Source organism: Peptacetobacter hiranonis, from assembly GCF_008151785.1.
GTDB classification, from domain to species: Bacteria; Bacillota; Clostridia; order Peptostreptococcales; family Peptostreptococcaceae; genus Peptacetobacter; species Peptacetobacter hiranonis.
Window position 1 is genome coordinate 109,355 of the sequence record NZ_CP036523.1, and the last position, 21,088, is coordinate 130,442.

17 protein-coding genes, 3 tRNA genes, 4 rRNA genes and 1 other annotated feature are annotated in these 21,088 nt (G+C 35.3%); of the genes, 2 read left to right on the forward strand and 22 right to left on the reverse strand.

Annotated features, from left to right (window positions below; translation table 11 throughout):
- Positions 1–243 precede the first annotated feature (243 nt).
- Positions 244–1,476, forward strand: coding sequence for a hypothetical protein (locus KGNDJEFE_RS00770; RefSeq protein WP_006441202.1), 1,233 nt, complete (start codon positions 244–246; stop codon positions 1,474–1,476).
- A 75-nt stretch (positions 1,477–1,551) separates the two neighbouring features.
- On the opposite strand, the gene KGNDJEFE_RS11965 is transcribed toward KGNDJEFE_RS00770, so the two are convergent.
- The 22 genes from KGNDJEFE_RS11965 to KGNDJEFE_RS00880 form a co-directional block, all read right to left on the reverse strand.
- Positions 1,552–2,667 carry a deaminase gene (locus KGNDJEFE_RS11965; protein ID WP_006441203.1) on the reverse strand — a complete coding sequence of 372 codons (1,116 nt, stop codon included), beginning with the start codon at positions 2,665–2,667 and terminating at the stop codon, positions 1,552–1,554.
- Positions 2,668–3,128: 461 nt separating this feature from the next.
- On the reverse strand, positions 3,129–3,701 hold the full coding sequence (locus KGNDJEFE_RS00780; protein ID WP_006441204.1) for a hypothetical protein: 573 nt from the start codon (positions 3,699–3,701) through the stop codon (positions 3,129–3,131).
- Positions 3,702–3,747: 46 nt separating this feature from the next.
- Entirely contained in the window at positions 3,748–4,482 is a 735-nt protein-coding gene (locus KGNDJEFE_RS00785) for a hypothetical protein (protein WP_006441205.1), read from the reverse strand.
- Positions 4,483–4,515: 33 nt separating this feature from the next.
- A complete protein-coding gene (locus tag KGNDJEFE_RS00790) occupies positions 4,516–5,106 on the reverse strand; it encodes a hypothetical protein (RefSeq protein ID WP_040410759.1) in 591 nt (196 codons plus the stop codon).
- A 24-nt stretch (positions 5,107–5,130) separates the two neighbouring features.
- Positions 5,131–5,823 carry a hypothetical protein gene (locus tag KGNDJEFE_RS00795; protein WP_040410760.1) on the reverse strand — a complete coding sequence of 231 codons (693 nt, stop codon included), beginning with the start codon at positions 5,821–5,823 and terminating at the stop codon, positions 5,131–5,133.
- 220 nt (positions 5,824–6,043) lie between these two features.
- Positions 6,044–7,315, reverse strand: coding sequence for a serine--tRNA ligase (gene serS / locus KGNDJEFE_RS00800; RefSeq protein WP_006441208.1), 1,272 nt, complete (start codon positions 7,313–7,315; stop codon positions 6,044–6,046).
- A 126-nt stretch (positions 7,316–7,441) separates the two neighbouring features.
- Positions 7,442–7,657: a binding site (T-box leader), on the reverse strand.
- A gap of 114 nt (positions 7,658–7,771) precedes the next feature.
- On the reverse strand, positions 7,772–8,593 hold the full coding sequence (locus tag KGNDJEFE_RS00805; RefSeq protein WP_006441209.1) for a mechanosensitive ion channel family protein: 822 nt from the start codon (positions 8,591–8,593) through the stop codon (positions 7,772–7,774).
- Between the two features lie 44 nt (positions 8,594–8,637).
- Positions 8,638–8,754, reverse strand: a 5S ribosomal RNA gene (gene rrf / locus KGNDJEFE_RS00810).
- 68 nt (positions 8,755–8,822) lie between these two features.
- Positions 8,823–11,724 (reverse strand): 23S ribosomal RNA (locus KGNDJEFE_RS00815).
- Positions 11,725–11,828: 104 nt separating this feature from the next.
- Positions 11,829–11,904: transfer RNA gene (locus KGNDJEFE_RS00820), tRNA-Ala, on the reverse strand.
- A gap of 52 nt (positions 11,905–11,956) precedes the next feature.
- Positions 11,957–13,459, reverse strand: a 16S ribosomal RNA gene (locus KGNDJEFE_RS00825).
- 140 nt (positions 13,460–13,599) lie between these two features.
- Positions 13,600–13,676: transfer RNA gene (locus KGNDJEFE_RS00830), tRNA-Ile, on the reverse strand.
- A gap of 15 nt (positions 13,677–13,691) precedes the next feature.
- A tRNA-Leu gene (locus tag KGNDJEFE_RS00835) sits at positions 13,692–13,781 on the reverse strand.
- A gap of 6 nt (positions 13,782–13,787) precedes the next feature.
- Positions 13,788–13,904, reverse strand: a 5S ribosomal RNA gene (gene rrf, locus KGNDJEFE_RS00840).
- Together the 16S, 23S and 5S rRNA genes with 3 tRNA genes alongside form the textbook arrangement of a ribosomal RNA operon.
- Positions 13,905–14,130: 226 nt before the next feature.
- Entirely contained in the window at positions 14,131–14,481 is a 351-nt protein-coding gene (locus KGNDJEFE_RS00845; RefSeq protein ID WP_040410701.1) for a carboxymuconolactone decarboxylase family protein, read from the reverse strand.
- Positions 14,482–14,684: 203 nt separating this feature from the next.
- Positions 14,685–15,452 carry a SigB/SigF/SigG family RNA polymerase sigma factor gene (locus tag KGNDJEFE_RS00850; RefSeq protein ID WP_006440934.1) on the reverse strand — a complete coding sequence of 256 codons (768 nt, stop codon included), beginning with the start codon at positions 15,450–15,452 and terminating at the stop codon, positions 14,685–14,687.
- Positions 15,452–15,859 carry an ATP-binding protein gene (locus tag KGNDJEFE_RS00855; protein ID WP_242649230.1) on the reverse strand — a complete coding sequence of 136 codons (408 nt, stop codon included), beginning with the start codon at positions 15,857–15,859 and terminating at the stop codon, positions 15,452–15,454. The genes KGNDJEFE_RS00850 and KGNDJEFE_RS00855 overlap by 1 nt, the downstream gene beginning before the upstream one ends.
- Positions 15,860–15,862: 3 nt before the next feature.
- A complete protein-coding gene (locus KGNDJEFE_RS00860) occupies positions 15,863–16,180 on the reverse strand; it encodes an STAS domain-containing protein (protein ID WP_006440936.1) in 318 nt (105 codons plus the stop codon).
- Positions 16,181–16,228: 48 nt separating this feature from the next.
- Complete coding sequence (locus tag KGNDJEFE_RS00865) at positions 16,229–16,537, reverse strand: DUF948 domain-containing protein (protein ID WP_006440937.1); 309 nt, start codon at positions 16,535–16,537, stop codon at positions 16,229–16,231.
- Position 16,538: 1 nt separating this feature from the next.
- Positions 16,539–16,880, reverse strand: a complete 342-nt coding sequence (locus KGNDJEFE_RS00870; RefSeq protein ID WP_006440938.1) for a YtxH domain-containing protein — start codon at positions 16,878–16,880, stop codon at positions 16,539–16,541.
- 179 nt (positions 16,881–17,059) lie between these two features.
- On the reverse strand, positions 17,060–17,314 hold the full coding sequence (locus KGNDJEFE_RS00875) for a putative Se/S carrier protein (protein ID WP_006440939.1): 255 nt from the start codon (positions 17,312–17,314) through the stop codon (positions 17,060–17,062).
- A gap of 73 nt (positions 17,315–17,387) precedes the next feature.
- Positions 17,388–18,662: a double-cubane-cluster-containing anaerobic reductase gene (locus KGNDJEFE_RS00880; RefSeq protein WP_040410702.1), complete on the reverse strand. Its 1,275-nt coding sequence runs from the start codon at positions 18,660–18,662 to the stop codon at positions 17,388–17,390.
- A gap of 294 nt (positions 18,663–18,956) precedes the next feature.
- Here KGNDJEFE_RS00880 and KGNDJEFE_RS00885 point away from each other — a divergent pair, with 294 nt between their 5' ends.
- The gene (locus tag KGNDJEFE_RS00885) at positions 18,957–21,077 is read left to right on the forward strand and encodes a CocE/NonD family hydrolase (RefSeq protein WP_006440941.1); all 2,121 of its coding nucleotides are present in this window, start codon (positions 18,957–18,959) and stop codon (positions 21,075–21,077) included.
- Positions 21,078–21,088 lie beyond the last annotated feature (11 nt).

A 21,088-nucleotide genomic window follows, 5' to 3' on the forward strand; every position in this document is an offset into this window, starting at 1 on the left:
CTTTTCTCAAAGCTCCGGGAATTCCACACATTTTTTTCCTGGGGCTTTATTATTTTTTGAAAATGTAATTATACAGAAAAATAAGGTATATATATCATCTATTCTAGATTCATTGTCACATACGATGTTATTTATACCTTATTTTTTATGTCATTATCTTTAGTAATTTTTATCGTAATTGTAATTAAATACATTTTATGCTAACCTTAAATTGTAATATTAATACAAATAGAGGTGATTGTCATGTTTAAAAAGTTTGTTTCAATTTCTCTTGCTACTCTTTTAGCATTTAATCTTTCTGCTTGTGCATCTAAGGATATTTCTAAAAATCAGAAGAAATCTTCTTCACAAAATCAGAGTTCATCTGATGATAATTATTCAGATTGTGAGTCTATTGATTTTTCAAATGTAAGCTATAGCGACTATGGTGGTTTTAATGGTATTACTTTTGATGTGCCTGATTTTTTAGAGCATACTTCTGATAGTTCAGATGGAAACAAGGTTGAGTTTTTTACAGCTAATAAGTCTTGTTATATGAGCGTAGAGTACGCTGGAAAGGTTTCAGATTTTAAATCTGTTTATGATAAGGATTTAGCTAATTCTGAAAATGTTGGATTTAATGTATTTGAGGACTATGAGTACAGAATTTCTGGAGATGACGGAAAGACTGTATACTACAAATGCTCAATTATTTTTGAGGGTGTAGATGGATATTATCTTCAAAATCTATTGATGGTGTATCCTAAGAAATATGAAAAAGAGTTTGATCCAATAGTTACTAGAGTGTATCATAGCTTTGTTAAGTTTGCAGGACCAGATAAATCCCTTGAGGAAGAACGTAATAGTTCAAGCCTTCCTAAACCCGATGGAAAGGATAAGATTATATCTATTTCTGATGAGGACGAAGTTACATTTTTAGGTAATTACGATAAAAATAAAAAATATGATATAGATTACTGCTCTGTTGTAGGTAAAGATGTATACGCAACAGACAGCACATATGACCATTTTGGATATAATCAGCTTAATCTTTATGGTTGCAGTTTGAAATATCCCGATTTCTTGCGTTTTATAATGGTTCCAGATGCAAAATACGGAATTGTTTTTAATGATAATGAGTATATGAATAATCTTACAGACTCTCCAAATGTTGAATTAAATGTCATTTCTACATTTAATCTAGATCCAGATTCATATACTAATGCAAGTGAATATGCAGCAAAACATCTCAATGATACTAATAATTTATCAAATGTTCAAAGAGAGATTTCTGGAAATTATATATATAGCATAGATTCTGTTTCTGAGCCAAATAGAGTTATTTCTTTTTCTATTGACTATATAGACGAAGATGAGGAGAATCATGTAACTTTCCATGTTTCTCCCGAGTATTATAATAGAAACAAGGATACTTTTTTAGATATTTTTGAGGTTATGAAGAAATCTTTTAACCACGAGGATAATTTTGAAAAATAGAATCTACCTTATAGATTAAATAAAAAGTGTGCTGACACAAATAAAAGTGTCAGCACATTTTTATTTAAATACTATTTATCTCAATCTTTTAAAGAAACTTCCTAGCATCCCTGCACATTCTTCTTCTAGCACCCCATACTTGTACTCAACCTTAGAATCTTCAAAATACTCCTTCTTAAAATCAGACTGTTTCTCTATCTTGGCATTCTTCACTCTCTTAGCTCCTATAACAACTTCTCTAATTCTCGAATTTACAATAGCTCCACAGCACATTACACAAGGCTCCATAGTTACGTACATCTTGCAGCCAAACAATCTCCATCCCTTTAATTTCTTAGCCGCATTCTTTATCGCAAGTATCTCAGAATGAGCAGTTGCATCCTTTAGATGCTCTGTTAAATTATGTCCTCTTCCTATTATCTCTCCATCCTTTACAATTACCGCACCAATTGGAGTTTCTTCTTTATCGTATGCCTTCTTCGCTTCTCTAAGTGCCTCCATCATAAAGTATTCGTCGTCACTCATTCCTGTAACCATTCTTACATACTGGCGATCATACTCGCAGAAATCCTCTGTATTTATAAGGAATTTATCACCTACTGCATATTCCTTCATTCCCTGCTGATTAGACACAGCTACAACTTCAGCTTCAACGGTTTCAGTTATTCCAAATACGCACTTTTTATATTCTTCTTCATTCATTCTTACAACTTTTGCAACTTCTTTGTTGGGATTAAATACTGTATCTTCATCCACTTTGTATCTATATACCTCACAAATTTCATTATCTATAAAATCTCCGTCAACTATATTTTCAAAAATCTCATTGATAAATGAAATATTTTTTTCTTTAGCCACTATCCCAGCTTCTTCTGAGATTTCTCTTTTAAGTGCTTCAAATACATCCTCTCCAGAATCTATATGACCACCTACCATCACACCATAAAGACCTGGGTAACTTTTATACATCGCTCTTTGCTGGAAATAGCAGTATTTTCCATTTTCAGTATCCTCTTCAAACCAGCAGTGAACTACTTTGTGTATATGTCCTTTTTCATGAATTTCTCCTCTGGTAGCAGTTCCTATCTTCTCAAAATCTTTGTCGTATATATCTAAAATCTCTTTATTTAGTATTTCATCTTCCTTACTTTTAACTATTTCTAGCTCTTTATCTTTTACACGATTTCCCATATCAAAAGATATAACTTTAGATTTTTCTCTATTCAATTCTATCCACAGCCTTTCTTGTTTATATTTTTAAAAACATAAAAATTTTATCCACTTATCCACTATTTTTACTTGGATATTTAATTTTTTCTGTTGTTATTGTATTTTTTGAGTATGTTTTTATTCACTATTTTAGTAATTATATAATCTAGCTTAGTTTAAATTTAATGTTATTTCAATACCTATTGTGGATTAAATTATATTTAAAAGTGGATTAAATTATATTTAAAAAGAGATGCTATAATTTATATAACATCTCTTTCATTTCAATTACTTATTTATTTACAATTCTTTTTCTAATTGCATCCTACTATTTCTTTCATCATTTACTTCTATTTCCATATGTCTTTACATAATATTTAATAATTCTTACATCTTAAAAAATAAAATAGACCTATGCAGATAACTACATAGGCCCATTTTCTTTACATTAAAAATTTATTTATCTCTATCTCTATAATCTCAAGCATCTCTCCTAAAACAATATATGGATTCACGGTTTGTAAAGCTGATACCGTATAAGGCTGCAAAATCATATTACAAACCACGTTATATAATACCTCATTTAACAATGCTTTTTTTGCATACTCTTTTTCAAGTCTTTTGCTAAAACCTTCATCTATGTCAGACTCTATCTCTCTACTAAATTCTTCAATTTCATTTCTTTTAATTGCAGATATTGCATATTCATCTATTCTAGTATTAATAATTTTTCCACAGTACGTATCTTCCAGTATTGATTTTATTAATTGTATTTTTTTATCTATCCCATATTTAAAATACACTAATCTATCTCTCATCATTTCTATGTATCTTTTTCCTTCTTCATCAAAGTTATATTTCATAATGAAGGATCTTTTGTCTATTGGATCGCCTAATGCATATATTTCTCTTATTTCATTTATATACTCATCTTTATTTCCATTCTTTAAAACACTAGAATTTACTGAATTTATGGCTAAAGATGTTATTGCCTGTCTTTCAACTAAATTTATCATAGCTACACCCCCATTTTTTAATATACATTTGTTTAATATAAAGCTATTACATTTTATATTCTTTCATAAATTTCTCAAACATAGCTCTAAATATTTTTTCTTCCTCAGAGTCTTCTTTTGTATCCTCTTCTTTAGGTTTTTCTTCTTCAAAATCATAATCTATTTCTTCAATTACATCCCGAAGATTTTCGATGTTTATATCATCTTCATACATTAAGTTTTCATCTGTTGGAAAATCTAACTCAAAATCAATTCCATTTTCTTCTAGTTTCTTGAATCTTCTTTCTGTGCCCAGCCAATAATCTATATTATTACCTTTATCATTAATAATTTCATATATTTTATTAATAGCATTTATATCTTTAACTTCCTGCAACTCTAAAAATTCTACTTTACCTGTTGCTATAACATATATCATTTTTTCAAATATATCATTCATTGAAGCTAGATAAACATAATTATATCTAAGATTTAGCATATCGTAATCTTCAGCTTCTTCCAATTTTTCCTTATAAAAATCAATATAGTATTTCTCTGAATATGTATCAGAATAATCACCAAATACGGATAATCTAACTATTCTTATTTTCTCTGCCCCACAAACTGCAAACTCTAATAGCCTTTTCTTAAGCCGATTTTTATAATCTTCTAGATTATAGTTTAATTTTTCTTCAAGAGATAAAGCTTCCTCTTCGTATTTTTTTACATCTACTTTAGCTAGTTCAAATGATTTTTCAACTAAATCCTCTAAAATTATTTCTTGTTCTTTAATTGTTCTCATATATTTCACCTCCAAATATTTTAAATATATCTATTAATATCCAAATCTCATCACTTCTGCTTTTACAAGCTCCATAATTTTATCTACTACCATTTCAGAATTTGCCTTGTTTAATGTTTTTACAATTTCTCTATTTAAAACCAAGCTACTTATCACCATATGTAATACTTCATTTACAAGAGAGCTGTAGATATACTTAGAATCTAATCTCCGTATAAACCCCACACCTACATCGCAATGTAGTTCTTTAAGAGTATTTTCTACTACATCCATATGGAAAAACATCGGCTCTTTTTCAATTATTCTGTGTTTGTATAGCGAATCTTCGCAGTTCATTAATATTTTTTTAATAAGTTCTTTTTTTCGTATTTCCTCTAATCTAAAATATGCTATTCTTTCCTGCATAAGTTCTATATCTTTTTCTTCTAGGTTAGTGCTTATATCAAAACCTCTATCCTTAAAAATTGTTTCGTATTCTCTATAATCTAAAGGATTCTCTATATTAAATTTATTTCTTATATTTCTTTCATACTCTTCTCTACAGCAGTTTCTTAAAGTTGTAGATTTTATAGCATCTTCAACTAATGCAACTATAGCCTGCTTTTCTATTAAACTTAAATTCACAACAATCCCTCCTATCATTTTAATTTACTGATTTTTATATTCTTTCATAAACTTTTCGAACATATTTCTAAATTTATCTTCCATTTCTTTTTTATCAGATATATTTTCATTTACTTCAACTGTATTTTCTGTTATTTCTTCGTTTATTATCTCCTGAGGAGGTCCTTCATTTAATCTATCTGCTTCATTTAATAACTCACTATCACATTTCCATCTAAAGTTTCCCCAATATTTTTCTTCTCCAATTTTATCTATATATTCATACATCTCATCTGACATACTATCTGAATCTATTTTATCTATTTTTTTTATATATTCTTTATTTGTTGCTATTAGTATTAATATTCTAGAATATATCTCATTCATTGAAGATAGTCTTACATAATTAAATTTTAGAGTTGGTATATTGTATGAGTTTGCCATATTTGTTGCTTTAACAAAAGATTCTATATATCTATCCTCACCATAGCTTTTAAAATAATCATTCTTAGCGCAAAATTTTATACTTTTCGCTTTTTCAGAAGATGAAATATTTGCTAAAAGTACATTTCTTTTTAACTCTTCTTTATATTTATTTTCATCCATGTATTTTTCTTCAAGTATCTCTATCTCTGATTCATATTTTCTAGTATCAAGTTCTCCCATTTCAAATGCAGCATCTACTAAATCTCTTATATTAGTTTTTTGTTCAAATGTTAGTTCCTTTTTTTCTTCCATTGTAAACTCCTCCTCTAAAACATGTTCTGTTGCAATCACAATCTAGTTACTATCTAATATAGCATTCTTCGCTTCAGAACGCAAGTGATTTTTTGCTTTATTTTTTAAGTTATTTTGTCATAATGCCATAATTTATAACATAAAATACATTTATTTTTATATATAAAAAAAGAACCACCAATTTCTTGGCAGTTCTTTATATACTACATTTTAAATTTTATTATTTTATAACATCTACACCCATGTATGGTCTTAATACTTCTGGAACTACTACTGAACCATCAGCCTGCTGATAGTTTTCAAGTATAGCTGCTAAACATCTACCTACTGCAAGTCCTGATCCATTTAATGTATGAACGAATTCTGCTTTAGACTTTTTATCTCTTTTGAATTTTATGTTAGCACGTCTAGCCTGGAAGTCTTCGAAGTTTGAGCAAGAAGATATTTCAACATATCTTCCGTAGCTTGGCATCCATACTTCTAAGTCAAATTTGAATGCTGCAGTGAATCCTAAGTCCCCTGTACATATTTTAACTCTTCTGTATGGTAATCCTAATAACTGAAGTATTTCTTCTGCATCCATAGTTAATTTTTCTAATTCATCATAAGAGTTTTCTGGTAATACAAATTTAACTAATTCAACTTTGTTGAACTGATGCTGTCTTACTAGACCTCTTGTATCTCTACCTGCAGATCCTGCTTCTGATCTGAAACATGGAGTGTATGCACAGTATTTTATTGGTAACTGATCTGCAGTTAATATTTCATTTCTGTGTATATTTGTTACTGGTACTTCTGCTGTTGGTACTAGGAAGTATTCTAATCCTTCTAGTTTAAACATGTCTTCTTCAAACTTTGGAAGCTGTCCAGTTCCGCAGAAGCTGTCTCTGTTAGCCATGAAAGGTGGTAATACTTCTGTGTATCCATGATCAGCTGTATGAGTGTTTAGGAAGAAGTTTATTAAAGATCTTTCTAATCTAGCTCCTAAACCTTTGTATAATGTGAATCTTGATCCTGTTATTTTACCAGCTCTTTCGAAATCTAATATTCCTAAATCAGTTCCTATATCCCAGTGAGCTTTCTGTTCAAAGTCAAATTTTCTAGGTTCTCCCCATTTTTTAACTTCTACATTGTCTTCATCAGTTTCTCCCTGTGGTACATCTGGATGAGGAACGTTTGGTATTCTCATTAATGTGTAGTTTAATTTGTCTTCTACTTCTTTAACCTGTACGTCTATTCCTTTTATTTTATCAGATAATTCTTTTAATCTAGCTTTATCTTCTGTAACGTCTTTTCCTTCTTTTATTAGCTGAGGTATTTTTTTAGATTCTACATTTAATTCCTGTTTTAATACTTCAACTTCTTTTAATAAATCTCTTCTCTGGTCATCAAGTGCTACAACTGCATCAAGGTCGAATTCTTTTTCTCCTCTTATCTGCATAGCCTGTTTGATTTCATCTAAATTTTCTCTTATTCTTTTGATATCTAGCATTTTTCTGCTCCTCCCCAAATTAAAATTTCTGAAAATCACATAAAATTTTCAATTATATTGTATTGAATTTACAGATTTGGTTTTTCAGGGGCGTTTTTTGTATAAAAAAAGATTTTCACCCCTTACAAAAGGGACGAAAATCTGTTATCCGCGTTGCCACCCTAATTGAATGCACCTATAAATGCACATTCCTCTCAAAATCCTGTAACGTAGGAATACGTCTAACTTATTTCAGATTAGAAGCTCCAGAGTAGATTCAAAAACCACTGATATGAGTTCACACCGACCACTCACTCTCTGTAAACAGAACTGTTTTTTACTTAGCTCCTTCATTGCCTTTTCACTATTATGTATCCAATTATATTATAATAATCTCTATTTTTCAAGAGAAAATGAGAATTTTTAGTCTATTTTTATTTTCTTACAAAATTTTGAATTTATTTTTTTATCTATTTTTTATTTTCCTTTTACCACTACATTTACCTGAGGTAAAACAATTCCATTTTCATCAAATTTTTCTTTTATTTTTTCCATTAACTCATAATAGGCATTCCAATAATCTTCTGTTTTTACCCAAGGTCTACTTATAAATTCCATTGATTTATTCCCCATAGAGTTTATACCTATAAGAGGTTTTGGATCTGTAAGAACTCTTTTATCTTCATCAAATATTTCTTGTACAATATTTTTTAATACACCTACATTTGTATCGTAATCTACATTGAATGTAAAATCTATTCTTCTTATATTTTGATGTGTATAGTTTATTATATTATTACTTGTTATCTGGAAGTTTGGTATTATTATTGTCTTATTGTCTGGAGTTTTTAGTATTGTACTAAATATCTGTATATCTGCAACAGTTCCTTCTACATTTGTATCTGATGCCTGTATATAATCTCCTATTTCAAAAGGTTTAAAGAATAGTATTATAAATCCAGATGCTAGATTTGATAGTAATTCTTTAAATGCAAGCCCTATACTGAATCCTGCTGCTCCGACAATTGTTACTACAGATGTAGTTTTTATTCCTATCATATCTAAACTGTTTAGAACAACAACTACAATTATAGATATATATACACCATATACTATGAAATTTGTTATTCCTTTACCACTAGTATATTTCTCCAATATGTTAGAAACTATTCTTCTACATATTTTAGCAATAGCTAAACCAACAAAGAAGAATATTAACGAATATATTAATGATGGTATTTTATCTATACCTGTGTCTAAAAAAGCTTGTATTGTACTATCTGCAGTTATCCCTTTCATCTTTTCTCCTCAATATCAATTAATTTTAAATATAAAAAAAGATTACGTGGCTACGTCCTACTCTCCCAGGGGCCTTCGCCCCAAGTACCATCAGCGATAGAGAGCTTAACTTCTGTGTTCGGAATGGGAACAGGTGTATCCTCTCTTCTATAATAACCACATAATCTTTATTTTCAGAGATTGTACTCTGAAAACTACATACATATTAATCAAATTACCAAATATTTTCTTGGTCAAGTCCTCGACCTATTAGTATCGGTAAGCTACATACATTACTGCACTTCCACCTCCGACCTATCAACCACGTAGTCTTCATGGGGTCTTACTTCCGAAGAATGGGAAATCTTATCTTGAGGCTGGCTTCGCGCTTAGATGCTTTCAGCGCTTATCCGTTCCGTACATAGCTACCCAGCCATGCCTCTGGCGAGACAACTGGTACACCAGCGGTACGTCCACCCCGGTCCTCTCGTACTAAGGGCAGATCCTCTCAAATTTCCTACGCCTGCGACGGATAGGGACCGAACTGTCTCACGACGTTCTGAACCCAGCTCGCGTACCACTTTAATGGGCGAACAGCCCAACCCTTGGGACCTACTACAGCCCCAGGATGTGATGAGCCGACATCGAGGTGCCAAACCTCCCCGTCGATGTGGACTCTTGGGGGAGATAAGCCTGTTATCCCCAGGGTAGCTTTTATCCGTTGAGCGATGGCCCTTCCACTCAGAACCACCGGATCACTAAGTCCGACTTTCGTCCTTGCTCGACCTGTATGTCTTGCAATCAAGCTCTCTTATGCCTTTACACTCTGTGCACGATTTCCGACCGTGCTGAGAGAACCTTTGAGCGCCTCCGTTACCTTTTGGGAGGCGACCGCCCCAGTCAAACTGCCCGCCTGACAGTGTCCCAAGACCTGATTCAAGGCCTCTGGTTAGAGTCCCAGTACTACAGGGGTGGTATCCCAACGGTGGCTCATCCAAAACTGGCGTCCTGGAATCAAAGCCTCCCACCTATGCTGTACATGTAGTACCAAGACCCAATGCCAAGCTACAGTAAAGCTCCATGGGGTCTTTCCGTCCTGTCGCAGGTATCCGGCATCTTCACCGGAATTACAATTTCACCGAGTCTGTTGTTGAGACAGTGCCCAAATCGTTACGCCTTTCGTGCGGGTCGGAACTTACCCGACAAGGAATTTCGCTACCTTAGGACCGTTATAGTTACGGCCGCCGTTTACTGGGGCTTAAGTTCACTGCTTCGATTGCTCTAACAGATCCCCTTAACCTTCCAGCACCGGGCAGGCGTCAGCTCCTATACATCGTCTTGCGACTTAGCAGAAACCTATGTTTTTGGTAAACAGTCGCTTGGGCCTATTCTCTGCGGCCATCTTTCGATGGCACCCCTTATCCCTAAGTTACGGGGTCATTTTGCCGAGTTCCTTAACAACAGTTCTCTCGCTGGCCTTAGGATACTCTCCTCACCCACCTGTGTCGGTTTGCGGTACGGGCGCCTTTAAACTCGATAGAGACTTTTCTCGACAGTGTGAATGCAGATGCTTCGCTACTAAATTTCGCTCCCCGTCACACCCCAGCATTATATCCGTGGATTTGCCTCCGGATACTGCCTCAGTGCTTGGACGTGCATAACCAACAGCACGCTCATCCTGTCCTACTGTGTCATCCCATTTCTCAAACGCTTATTGGCGGTACAGGAATTTCAACCTGTTGTCCATCACCTACGCCTTTCGGCCTCGGCTTAGGTCCCGACTAACCCAGGGAGGACGAACCTTCCCCTGGAAACCTTGGGTTTACGGCCTGTGGGATTCTCACCCACATCTCGCTACTCATGCCAACATTCTCACTTCTTTACAGTCCACATGTCCTTACGGTCATGCTTCTGCCCAGTAAAGAAAGCTCCCCTACCCATCATAAATGATGCCGTGGCTTCGGTAGTAGGTTTTAGCCCCGGAAATCTTCGGCGCAGGATCACTCGACCAGTGAGCTATTACGCACTCTTTGAATGAGTGGCTGCTTCTAAGCCAACATCCTGGTTGTCTGTGCAATCCCACATCCTTTACCACTTAACCTACATTTGGGGACCTTAGCCGACGGTCTGGGCTGTTGCCCTCTCGACCGTGAATCTTATCACCCACGGTCTGACTCCCAGATAAAAGATGACGGCATTCGGAGTTTGATAGTCTTCGGTAGGTGCAATACCCCCTAGGACATTCAGTGCTCTACCTCCGTATCTCTGAATCTGAGGCTAGCCCTAAAGCTATTTCGGGGAGAACCAGCTATCTCCGGGTTCGATTGGAATTTCACCGCTATCCACAAGTCATCCCCGAGCTTTTCAACGCTCGTGGGTTCGGTCCTCCACGAAATTTTACTTTCGCTTCAACCTGCTCATGGATAGGTCACCCGGTTTCGGGTCTACGTCATGCAACTAAACGCTCAGTTAAAACTCGCTTTCGCTGCGGCTGCATACTTGAAGTACTTAACCTTGCTGCATAACGTAACTCGTTGGCCCGTTCTACAAAAAGTACGCGGTCACACAAGAAATGTGCTTCCACAGTTTGTAAGTACAGGGTTTCAGGTTCTATTTCACTCCCCTCCCGGGGTTCTTTTCACCTTTCCCTCACGGTACTATGCGCTATCGGTCACCGGGTAGTATTTAGCCTTGGAGGGTGGTCCCTCCTGCTTCCCACGGGGTTTCACGTGTCCCGTGGTACTCTGGATCATATCGGAAGTCTTCTCACTTCGACTACAGGGCTGTTACCTTCTATGGCGGAGCTTTCCAAAACTCTTCGTCTGTAATAACCTCTTCCTGATGATATGTCCGCAACCCCTAAGAAGCGAACTTCTTAGGTTTGGGCTGTTCCGCGTTCGCTCGCCGCTACTAGCGGAATCGAATTTCTTTCTCTTCCTTCGGGTACTTAGATGTTTCAGTTCCCCGAGTTCCCCTCAACGAGCTATGTATTCACTCGAAGATACCATGACATTACTCATGGTGAGTTTCCTCATTCGGAAATCTATGGATCAAAGTTTACGTGCAACTCCCCATAGCTTATCGCAGCTTATCACGTCCTTCATCGGCTCCCGGTGCCAAGGCATCCGCCCTGCACCCTTAATAACTTGACCAGTTACAGTTTGACATTTTTTAATAAGGTTGTCGTCCTTATTTATCACATTAAGGAAATAAATGATGTCATATCATAATATATATGTAGTTTTCAAAGTACAAATGGTGGAGATGAGGAGATTCGAACTCCTGACCCCTTGCTTGCAAGGCAAGTGCTCTCCCAACTGAGCTACACCCCCATATTAAGTTTGTATAAACTTTCAAAACTGAACAGCAGATAATTCTCCCTAGAAAGGAGGTGATCCAGCCGCACCTTCCGATACGGCTACCTTGTTACGACTTCACCCCAGTTATTGATTCCACCTTCGACGACTTCTCCCAAAAGGTTAGATAGTCGGCTTCGGGTGTCTCCAACTCCCATGGTGTGACGGGCGGTGTGTACAAGACCCGGGAACGCATTCACCGCAGCATTCTGATCTGCGATTACTAGTAACTCCAGCTTCATGTAGGCGAGTTTCAGCCTACAATCCGAACTGAGAATGGCTTTAAGGGATTTGCTCCACCTCACGGCTTGGCTACCCTCTGTACCACCCATTGTAGCACGTGTGTAGCCCTAGGCATAAGGGGCATGATGATTTGACGTCATCCCCACCTTCCTCCAGGTTATCCCTGGCAGTCTCTCTAGAGTGCCCAACTTAATGATGGCAACTAAAGACAAGGGTTGCGCTCGTTGCGGGACTTAACCCAACATCTCACGACACGAGCTGACGACAACCATGCACCACCTGTCACTTCTGTCCCCGGAGGGAAAGAGGAGATTAATCCTCGGTCAGAAGGATGTCAAGCCTAGGTAAGGTTCTTCGCGTTGCTTCGAATTAAACCACATGCTCCGCTACTTGTGCGGGTCCCCGTCAATTCCTTTGAGTTTCACACTTGCGTGCGTACTCCCCAGGCGGAGTACTTAATGCGTTAGCTGCGGCACCGAAGGGGGTAACCTCCGACACCTAGTACTCATCGTTTACAGCGTGGACTACCAGGGTATCTAATCCTGTTTGCTCCCCACGCTTTCGTGCCTCAGCGTCAGTTACAGTCCAGAAAGCCGCCTTCGCTACTGGTGTTCCTCCCAATATCTACGCATTTCACCGCTACACTGGGAATTCCGCTTTCCTCTCCTGCACTCAAGTCAGACAGTATCAGGAGCTTACTACGGTTGAGCCGTAGCCTTTAACTCCTGACTTGAAAGACCGCCTACGCACCCTTTACGCCCAGTAAATCCGGATAACGCTAGCCCCCTACGTATTACCGCGGCTGCTGGCACGTAGTTAGCCGGGGCTTCCTCCTCAAGTACCGTCATTATCTTCCTTGAGGACAGAGCTTTACGACCCGAAGGCCTTCATCGCTCACGCGGCGTTGCTGCATCAGGCTTGCGCCCATTGTGCAATATTCCCCACTGCTGCCTCCCGTAGGAGTTTGGACCGTGTCTCAGTTCCAATGTGGCCGATCACCCTCTCAGGTCGGCTACTGATCGTCGCCTTGGTGGGCCGTTACCCCGCCAACAAGCTAATCAGACGCGGGTCCATCCTGTACCGAAAAATCTTTGATATAAAAGTCATGCGACTCTTATATATTATCCCGTATTAGCATACCTTTCGGTATGTTATCCGTGTGTACAGGGCAGGTTACCCACGCGTTACTCACCCGTCCGCCGCTCTTCTCCGAAGAGAATCGCTCGACTTGCATGTGTTAGGCACGCCGCCAGCGTTCATCCTGAGCCAGGATCAAACTCTCAAATAAAAATAGTTTGTTGAAACCTAAGTTTCAATTTAAATCCGCTCAGATGTTATCTCAAAATATCTGGCATGGTTTGTATGGCGTTCGAACTATTTGTTCGAACTAAATATATCTGCTGTTCAGTTTTCAAAGTTCATTTAAAGTGGTGGACCATCAGGGACTCGAACCCCAGACCTACCGGTTATGAGCCGGGCGCTCTAACCAACTGAGCTAATGGTCCACTATATATAAAATATGGTGCCGAAGACCGGAATCGAACCGGTACGGGAGGATAAGTCCCGCAGGATTTTAAGTCCTGTGCGTCTGCCAGTTCCGCCACTTCGGCACATATACGTGGCTACGTCCTACTCTCCCAGGGGCCTTCGCCCCAAGTACCATCAGCGATAGAGAGCTTAACTTCTGTGTTCGGAATGGGAACAGGTGTATCCTCTCTTCTATAATAACCACATATTCTTTAGTTGTTGTGACGACTTATCGCCGTCGCAAGTATTATATTACCATCTTCTTTATTAATCGTCAACACTTTTTTAAAACTTTTTTTAATTTTTTTTTAAGTTTATTTTCGATTGTTTCGAAGTGATGAAATATATTCTATAACATAAAAAGACCAATGTAAAGTATTAATTTACATTGGTCTATATTTTTTCTAAATAGATATATTAATAAATATTAAATTATTTATAATCTTTTTCAAACTCATTAACAGCATCCATTAATGTAGTTGCTACATATGCTGAAGCAGGTCCACCACCAAATGCTATAGCTACACCAGCTGCTTCTAATATTTCTTCTTTTGTACAACCAGCTTTAAACGCATTATTTACATGTCCTACTATACAATATTCACATCTACTAAAAGCTGCTATACCTACTGCTATAAGTTCTTTAGTTTTTAAATCAACAGCTCCATCTGATAAAACTGCTCCTGCAAACTGTCCAAATCCCTGTGCTATCTCTGGTTTATTAGCTGCAAAATCTGCCATACCTTTTGATGTTGCTTCTGCCATTGCTCTTACGTCTTTCATAGTTAGACCCCCTAAAAAATTATAATCTCTAACTATGAAATTACCACTTGAAAACCTTATTTTCAACACTTTATATAAAGTATAGTTTTAAATTATAACCAATATTTTATATATAGATAAAAGCTTTTATTTTTTTACTATTCCTATCTTTAACAAAAAATAAAAAGTGCTACTCAAAGCATTGAATAGCACATACATATCATCTATATTTTTTCGTATTCTTTTCTTAATTTTTCTACTACCTTTTTTTCTAATCTCGATACTGTCATTTGTGAGATATTAAGTTCCGTCGCTATAACAGACTGAGTTTTATTATGGAAGAATCTATCTTCTAAAATCTTAACTTCTAATTCATTTAGAGTCTGCATAAATCTATTAAGAAAATCTTTTTGTTCTATATTTCCAAAATCTTTTTCCTCAACACCAACTCTATCTGAAAGAGTAAGATCATCCTCAGAATCATCTCCACTTGACGCATCAAGTGATACAGGCTGATAACTATATGAAGCTTCCATAGCCTCAAGAACATCTTCTTCTCTACATCCTATATACTCAGCAATATCCTTAACTGACGGATGTCTTTTCTTTTCTTGCTCAATCGCTATCTTAGCATTACTTATCTTTTTACTAAGCTCTTGAATTCTTCTAGGAACTCTCATAGTCCATACTTTATCTCTAAAATATTTTTTAATTTCTCCTATAATAGTAGGAGTAGCAAAACTAGAGAATTCAAATCCCTTGCTAATATCATATCTATCTATTGCATAAATAAGAGCTAGCGAAGCCACTTGGTATATATCTTCATAATCAACACCCTTATTTATGTATTTTTTAGCGAGTATTCTAGCTAGATAAAGATGTCTTTCTATAAGAATATTTCTTATATCGATATCCTTGTTATCACTGTACAGTCTAAAAAGCTCTTTTGTATCCATGTCCAGGTAGTTTGCAGCTCCTGCTACACTTTTCATTAAATATCAGCTCCTAAATATTTAGTCATTCTAATAACTGTACCTTCATTTTCTATTGATTCTATACTTACCTCGTCCATTAACGTTTTTATAATAAATAAACCTAAACCACTTTCTTTAGGCATATCTAAATCAGGCTCCTTTATAGCCTCAACGTCACAACCTTTACCGTTGTCTTTTATCTCTATACAAATTCCAGATTCAAACATCTTAAAAGTTATAAAAAATTTATCATCATCGCTGTGTTTTATAGCATTAGTACATGCTTCAGAAACAGCAACCTTCATATCTTCTATATCATCAATCGAAAAACCAATTTTGTTGGCTATTCCTGAAGTAGTAAGTCTTATAATGCTTACATACTCTGGATTTGAACTTATCTCCATTTTTATAGTTTCATAAGTCAATTTTTATCCCTCCACATTAAATATTTTATCAAGCCCCGTAATTTCTAATATCTTTCTTACGTTACTTTTAGGATTACTAAGGTATATACCCTTACCATTGACTTTCAATCTTTTTAGCACGCCTACCATTACTCCTAGACCAGTTGAATCAATATACTCTAATCTATCTAAGTCTATTTTTATATTTTGAGAATTTTCATCAACAAGATCATTAAGAGATTTTTTAAATACCTCTGCACTAGAAACATCAAGTTCTCCAATAAGAGCAACATTCCACACATTCTCTTCTACATTAAAAGATGAATCTATTTTTATCGACATATCACACCTCCAAATTAAAATTATATCCCATAAAATACCCTTAATTTCTTATTTATCTTTTTTCTTCTTATTTTTTCTTTTTTTCTTTATAAAACCAAATATATTTATATAGCTTCCTATACTGCTAACAGTTTCTACTAAACTGTCTACACTATCTGTTATAGATGAAACATTATTAATAATATTATTTATATCTTTTTCATTTTCATCCACTATTCTTGTAGCTCTAGTAACAAGACCATTTGCATTATCTATAGTCTTAGATGCACTGTTTAAAGTCTTTGCTAAATACACAGCAATTATTATAGCAGAAACACCTAATAAAACTCCACATACCTGCCATCCAATTGCATTCATATTAAAGCTCCTCTTCTTTATCTGTATCTAAAACAATATCGTCATCCATATCGTCTTCAACCTCTTTAAATGTTCTGCTGATTACTATATTTTCGTCTTCTAAATCCACGTCTTCGTATCCATCTTCATCTACTTCGAATAAAGTTTCTGAAAAAGTACTTATTCTATTCTTTACAGAATCAAAAGTATTTTTAACAGTTTCTTCTGGATTTTCTTTTATATCTTCAAATTTTTCTTTTGCATCCTTTCTAAGTTCAGATCCTTTTTTAGGCGCTAAAAATAATCCCGCCACAAAACCTACTATGGCACCAAATATCATTAATCCACCTTTTTTGCCGCTCATTGAAAATCAGCTCCTCTCTTTTTTCGTATACGATTATTATAACATATAAAACTATAACTTAATTATAAAAACTGTTTCAACTTATAACAAAAATAAATATATATTTTTAGATTTGATAATAATAAAAGGAGACCCCTAACTAAAGGAACCTCCTCTTTATAAACACTAATATTTTGAACTTAACAATATCTATCTCTAGATGCGTTAAAGTCCTTTTCAATCCAGTCAATTTCCAAAATCTCTATTTTTTTTTCTTCTGCAATTTTTCTTATGCTCTCAATATCTTCCTCTTCAATCATAAGAGAAATTCCGCAGCATTTACTAAGCTTTCTAGGTGTTGGAGCTATGACTGCTTTTATCTTTGCATTATTTAGTTCTTTTTTTAATCTCATACCATTTTCATGGTTGTTAAAAAGCACATAATACTGTTTCATTTACATCATTTCCTTTGCTTTAAAGAACAATTTGTTCTCTATGATAATATACTATTATTCTAACAACAATATATTATTTTTCAAGCATTTCTATGAATGCACTTACTCTTGTTCTCATCTGCTGAGCATCACTATCTGTGTAGTCAGTTTCTATTCCAAGAACTGGTATTCCTGCTTTTTTAAGTTCTCTTTCTACTAAGAATCCTTCAACATCGTAAGTACTACAGAATTTTAAATTAACATCTATAACACCGTCAACATTGTATTCTTTAGCGTATCTTATTATATCGTCTATTCTAGCTCTATTTGGAGTGAAGCATGCACAGTTTATACCCATGTATCTATTAGCAAGGGCATCTATCTGTCCATCTAAATCTGTCTGAGTTTCGTCTACAAGATTTTCAAAATATCTAGCACCAGTACACATTTCTTCACATACAACTGCTCCACCGCTAGTTTCTATTATGTTGTGTATTTTCCAGTTTGGTATAGCTAAAGGAGTACCAGTTAGAAGTATTCTCTTAGTTCCTTCTGGGAATACACTAACACCTTCTTCTACTCTCTTTTCTAATTCGTCACAAAGTTTATTAGTCATCTGAGTGAAACGAGTTGGATCATCGTAGAATGCTATCTGAGATATTAATAATACGTCTTTACCACTTATTGGTAATTTTTCATTTTTTCTTAATTCATATAGACGTTTAAGAGCTCTTCTCTTATCGTTTATAAGTTTTATACTTTCTCCTAAGCTTTCTGCTGTTACTTCATTTCCAGTTACTTCTTCAACAACTTTTTTGAAGTCTTTTATTTCTTCAGCCCAAGCTTTTATATCTTTTTCTCTCTTCATCTGAGGTAAATCCATTACATGAACAGGGACATCTTCAGCTAATATTTCCCATGCTTTTTTCTTTCCATCACAAGTAGTTTCTCCAACGTACATATCTGCTATACGGAAGAATGGACATGTTCTATCTAATCTAGCACCTACTGATGCTTTTATTAATGGACATGTATTAGATGGAAGAACTTTTTCTCCACCTGGTACCCAGAACTGAGAACCACCGCAAAGACCTGTAGCTATTGCTTTAGCTGCAAATACTATTTCATCTGGAACATAAACACAGAAAGTACCGAATACTTTTCCACCGTTTTTCTGATGTTCAACTAGTTCTGCTGGTCTAACACCGTGTATTTCAGATACTACGAAATCATAGTAATCCATTGATTCTGGACGGTTTTCCTGAGATAAATAAACATCTCCAAAAGCCTGAGGTAATACTTCACATAATTGGTCATGAGTTTCAAGATCCATACCTAGATCTTCCCACATTTTATGATAATCTGCCATTTCAAAAATCCCCCTTAAAAACATAATTTTTTAGATATTTACTAACCAAACGTATTCAAAATATCTGACATTTTAAATTTAACACAATTCCTTTATGATTTTCAATTGGAGTAGTTGAAAATGCTATTGTTTATAAGTATATCTATTTATAACTATATAGATTAACACTATACCAGACTTTTATAGTCTATTTTGATGTGTTGACTAATTTTCCGATAATATCTATACTATTTTTGTAAACGTTTTATTGTTGAATAAAATATTTATACTTATAGTCAAAGGGGGAGAAAAGTTATGACTAAATATAGTAAAGTTCCAGTATTTGAAAACGGAATGGCTCAGCCTGTATTTCCTTTCACTGATGGGAAAACAGGAGAAAATTATGATCCAACTACTTCAGAAATAGTAAGATACTGTGTATATGTTGAATCAGATTACGATATGGATGGAGATGGAAAAAGAGACCTTATAAAAACTCTTATCCAGGTTCCAAGAAGTGCTGTTGAAGGAAACTACAAAGCAGCATCTTTATTCGAAGCTCGTCCATACTGTGCTGGTGTAAATGAAGATGGTTACGACCACATGAAAGAAGTTGCAGAAAAAGAATACAGAAAATTTGACTTTGCAGACCTTAAAAAAGAAGTTCCTGCACGTATACCTACAGGTTCTATAAGTGCAATGGATCTTGCATTAAAATCAAATGCTTCTGATTGGTATTACAAAGACAAAGGAAATAACGATAGCATGGTATATGAAAACCTTGAAAACTTCAACTACTACCTTGTTCGTGGTTTCGCAGTAATCATAAGTGCAGGTTTTGGTGCTCTTGGTTCTGATGGTTTCAACTTTGTTGGTTCTGAATTTGAAAGAGATGCTTTCAAATCTGTTGTTGAATGGCTTCATGGAGATCGTGTTGCCTATGCAGACAGAGAAGGTACAATAGAAACAAAAGCTGATTGGTCAAATGGAAACGTAGCAATGACAGGTAGATCTTATGCAGGAACTATGCCTTTTGCTGTTGCAACAACAGGTGTTGAAGGACTTAAAACAATAGTTCCAGTTGCAGGAATATCTGACTGGTACAGCCAGCAGAATATGCAGGGTTCTCAGCGTTATTGGCCAAAAGAAGTATTAAATAGCTTCCTTGCTTACTTCTGCTCAAGTAGATACAATGATGAAACTCTATCTGAAAAAGAATTAGATGATATAGCTGCATTCCACCATGAACTTAGTCTTCAGCAGTTAAGCTGTGGTTCTGACTACAACGAAGAATTCTGGGGTGCTGGAAACTACCGTCTAAACTACGATAATATAAAATGTACTGCTTTAATAGTTCAGGGATTAAACGATGAAAATGTTTCTACAAAACAGTTTGAAATGATGTATAAAGCATATAAAAAATCTGGACAGACAGTTAAAACAATAGTTCATCAGGGACCACATATAACTCCTACTATGGCAAATAAAAACTACGGTATCCTTATAGATGGAAACTTCTACGATGATATAGTAAATAAATGGATATCTCATTATCTATACGATTTAGACAATTGTGCAGAAGAAATGCCAGAAGTTTTAGTTCAGACAAACTACGACCAGAATAAATGGGAAGCTTGTGATTCTTGGGAAACTGCATTCTCTATGAAACTAGAAAGTGCTGAATCTGGTGTATCTGTAATAGATACCGATTGGGAAGCAGCTGGTGTTTGTGCTGAAAACTTTGACGAAGCTATGAGTCTTAAATCTTCAAATATGAATAAACGCTTTGTAACAGCTCCTCTTAATGAAGAACTTACTATACAGGGAACTGTTCATCTAAATTTAAAAGCTGCATTAAAAGATGGGAATATAGAAAATGACTTCAACCCTGAAAACAGAAATGATGCCGACTCTTTAACTATGAAACTTGGAGATTCTAAAGTTACTGGAAGAATGGACGACGTTAAATTAGTTGCTATGCTATACGATGTATGCGATGAAAAATTTGACAGTATACAGACAGTAGATCCAGAAAGAAATATAATACCTGTTGTAAAAGTTCAGGAAAATGGTGTAATAAATGGTGGAGATTTACCAGCATTTGACCTTTGTGAATTTGAAACTGTTCATAAAAATTATCGCCCAATAACTCGTGCATATGCTGACCTTTGTAATCCAGAAGCTGGATATAAACCAGAAACTGCTATAAACAGCATAGAGCTTAAAAAAGGTGAATACCATGAGTACAACATATATCTAAATGCAACTAGATATACTGTTAAACCTGGACATAGTCTTGCACTTGTTATAACAACAGAAGACCCTGTAAACTGTTTAATACACAAAACTTACTCAGTTGAAATAGACAACGCTTCTGTAAATGCAACTGTTCCTGTAACGGCAGAAAACAATAATCTTGAAATAACTATAAAATAATATATATAAAA

What these genes read in the sequence shown, in the direction of transcription:
- KGNDJEFE_RS00850 (WP_006440934.1), bottom strand. Translation starts at nt 15,452, where the DNA reads ATGAAAAGTGTAGCAGGAGCTGCAAACTACCTGGACATGGATACAAAA.
- KGNDJEFE_RS00885 (WP_006440941.1), top strand. Translation starts at nt 18,957, where the DNA reads ATGACTAAATATAGTAAAGTTCCAGTATTTGAAAACGGAATGGCTCAG.
- KGNDJEFE_RS00780 (WP_006441204.1), bottom strand. Translation starts at nt 3,701, where the DNA reads ATGATAAATTTAGTTGAAAGACAGGCAATAACATCTTTAGCCATAAAT.
- serS (WP_006441208.1), bottom strand. Translation starts at nt 7,315, where the DNA reads ATGCTAGATATCAAAAGAATAAGAGAAAATTTAGATGAAATCAAACAG.
- KGNDJEFE_RS00845 (WP_040410701.1), bottom strand. Translation starts at nt 14,481, where the DNA reads ATGAAAGACGTAAGAGCAATGGCAGAAGCAACATCAAAAGGTATGGCA.
- KGNDJEFE_RS00805 (WP_006441209.1), bottom strand. Translation starts at nt 8,593, where the DNA reads ATGAAAGGGATAACTGCAGATAGTACAATACAAGCTTTTTTAGACACA.
- KGNDJEFE_RS00860 (WP_006440936.1), bottom strand. Translation starts at nt 16,180, where the DNA reads ATGTCGATAAAAATAGATTCATCTTTTAATGTAGAAGAGAATGTGTGG.
- KGNDJEFE_RS00875 (WP_006440939.1), bottom strand. Translation starts at nt 17,314, where the DNA reads ATGAAACAGTATTATGTGCTTTTTAACAACCATGAAAATGGTATGAGA.
- KGNDJEFE_RS11965 (WP_006441203.1), bottom strand. Translation starts at nt 2,667, where the DNA reads ATGGGAAATCGTGTAAAAGATAAAGAGCTAGAAATAGTTAAAAGTAAG.
- KGNDJEFE_RS00870 (WP_006440938.1), bottom strand. Translation starts at nt 16,880, where the DNA reads ATGAGCGGCAAAAAAGGTGGATTAATGATATTTGGTGCCATAGTAGGT.
- KGNDJEFE_RS00770 (WP_006441202.1), top strand. Translation starts at nt 244, where the DNA reads ATGTTTAAAAAGTTTGTTTCAATTTCTCTTGCTACTCTTTTAGCATTT.
- KGNDJEFE_RS00880 (WP_040410702.1), bottom strand. Translation starts at nt 18,662, where the DNA reads ATGGCAGATTATCATAAAATGTGGGAAGATCTAGGTATGGATCTTGAA.
- KGNDJEFE_RS00785 (WP_006441205.1), bottom strand. Translation starts at nt 4,482, where the DNA reads ATGAGAACAATTAAAGAACAAGAAATAATTTTAGAGGATTTAGTTGAA.
- KGNDJEFE_RS00795 (WP_040410760.1), bottom strand. Translation starts at nt 5,823, where the DNA reads ATGGAAGAAAAAAAGGAACTAACATTTGAACAAAAAACTAATATAAGA.
- KGNDJEFE_RS00865 (WP_006440937.1), bottom strand. Translation starts at nt 16,537, where the DNA reads ATGAATGCAATTGGATGGCAGGTATGTGGAGTTTTATTAGGTGTTTCT.